The sequence below is a fragment of the Longimicrobiaceae bacterium genome (genome assembly GCA_035936415.1).
GTDB lineage: Bacteria > Gemmatimonadota > Gemmatimonadetes > Longimicrobiales > Longimicrobiaceae > JAFAYN01.
Map to the genome: position 1 here is coordinate 1 of DASYWD010000596.1, position 2,142 is coordinate 2,142.

Consider the following 2,142-nt stretch of genomic DNA (forward strand, 5'->3'; position numbering starts at 1 on the left):
GAGGTGGAGACGGAGGGCGGGGTGCTGGCGCTGAACCGCCGCCGCGTCACCCTCCGCGCCGAGCGCGTGAGCGCGGGCGACGGGGCCGGTGTGCTCCTCCGCGCGACCGAGGTGCGGGCCGACGTCTCCGGCGCGCGCTTCTCCACGGCCGGCGCGGCGGCTCAGAGCGGGCCCAAGCCCTTCGTCACCATCCTCTGCCGCTTCGGCGACTCCCCCACGACGGAGCCGAGGCCCCGCAGCACCTACGAGCGGTGGCTCGGCGCCGCCTACCCCGGGCTGGACGAGTACTGGCGCGAGGCCTCCGAGGGCCGCGTGGGGGTCACCGGGAGCACGGTGTCCGGGTGGCACACGCTCCCCCGCGACCGCGCCTACTACTTCCCCAACGGCCGCATCAGCTTCGCCCGGCTGGTGGACGACTGCACCGGCGTGGCCGACGCCGAAGTGCACTTCCCCTCCTACGCGGGCGTCAACCTGCAGTTCAACGGCGACCTGGACGGCTACTCCTGGGGCGGGAGCTGGACGATCAACCGCGACGGACAGACCCGCACCGTGGGCCTGACCTGGATGGCCTCCTGGGCCACCCAGATGACCTACGCGCACGAGGCGGGGCACTCCTTCGGCCTCCCGCACTCCTCCGGGCCGTACGCCCAGACCTACGACTCCCGCTGGGACGTGATGAGCATGGGCGGCAGGTGGGACGCGGAACAGTCCACCCACGTCGCCAACCACCCCATCGCCTACCACAAGGACCTGCTCGGCTGGATCCCCCCCGCGCGCAAGTACGTCGCGGAGCCGGGGACGACGCGGACCATCGTGATCGAGCGGACCGCGCAGGCGCCGGCCGGCAACTACCGGATGGCGCAGGTCCCCATCCCCGGGACGCGGCACTTCTACACGGTGGAGGCGCGCCGCGGCGCAGGCTACGACGGCGGCGGCCGGCTCCCCGCCGAGGCGGTGGTGCTGCACCGCGTGGACCCCCAGGCGGCGGAGCGCCCGGCGCGGGTGGTGGACGTGGACGGCAACGGCAACCCCAACGACGACGGTGCCGCCTGGACGCCCGGTGAGACCTTCACCGACGCCGCGGCGGGGATCACCATCGCCGTGGAGGCCGCCACCGCCACCGGGTTCCAGGTGCGGATCTCCCTCGGCGGCGCGCCGGGGGCCGCTTTCGCCGTGGCCTCCGACACCGTCCGCCCGGCCGGGATCGTGGGCCGCGACTACGCCGACGCGCTGCAGGCGGCCGGCGCCCCCGGCGCGGTGGCCTGGAGGCTGTCGGGCGGCGAGCTCCCGCCGGGCGTGGTCCTGAGCGCCGACGGCACCCTGCGCGGCGTGCCCACCCGGGCCGGGATCTTCCGCTTCACCGCGGCCGCCGTCTCCGGCGGACAGACCGCCTCCCGCGCCTTCACCCTCCCCGTGCTGGCGACCAGCCTCCGGGTGGAGACCGTGCTCGACCACCTCATGGGCGCCGCGAGGACGCTCACGGAGGAGGAGGTGCGGCTCCTGGACCTGGAGGGGAACCGCAACGGCCGCCTGGACCTAGGCGACGTGCGCGCCTGGATGCTCGCCAGCGGCCAGGCCGTGCCCGCCGGGATGCCCGCCCTGGAAGACCTCGCTCCGCCGCGGCCGTAGCCGCGCCCCGCCCCGCCGCCCCACCGAACCGCCCTCAAGGAGCCGTAGAAATGATCGGGAGACGGATCGCCCTGGTGCTCGCCTGCCTGGCCGGAGCCGCGCTGACCGCCTGCGGCGACGCGGGCACCCTGGCGCCCAGGGACCCCGAGCCGGGGACCCTCACGGTGATGCTCACCACCCCGGCCGCGGACGACCGCGCCGTGCTGATCTCCGTGAGCGGCCCGGACGAGGCCGGCGCCGTGACCGACGCGGGGGGCGGGTACTCGGTCTACGCGCGCCCCGGGGGGACCGCCCTCCGCGTCGCGGTGTTCGGGAAGATCTCCAGCGGGAAGCTGGTCACCCTCTCCGTTCCCGACGTGAACCGCGCCTCCGCCTACAGGGCCACCATCCAGGAGGTGGTGGACCCCTCCAGCAACGTGCGCCCGTCGCTCGCGGGGTACTCGGCCGCGATCACGCGGTAGCGGCTCGGCGCGGTTCGGAATGCGAGCGGGGGCCCGGGGATCGATCCCCGGG

2 protein-coding genes are annotated in these 2,142 nt (G+C 75.4%); both read left to right on the top strand.

All coding sequences use genetic code 11. The features are described 5' to 3' along the window. The coding region (locus VGR37_24050) for a hypothetical protein (GenBank protein HEV2150494.1) at positions 1–1,629 on the top strand (1,629 nt) is incomplete at its 5' end. A gap of 50 nt (positions 1,630–1,679) precedes the next feature. Continuing rightward, positions 1,680–2,090 (top strand): hypothetical protein, encoded by a 411-nt coding sequence (locus tag VGR37_24055; protein HEV2150495.1) that lies wholly within the window; start codon positions 1,680–1,682, stop codon positions 2,088–2,090. The last annotated feature ends 52 nt before the right edge of the window (positions 2,091–2,142 follow it).

Coding starts and splice junctions, on each gene's coding strand:
- VGR37_24055 (HEV2150495.1), top strand. CDS start 1,680: ATGATCGGGAGACGGATCGCCCTGGTGCTCGCCTGCCTGGCCGGAGCC.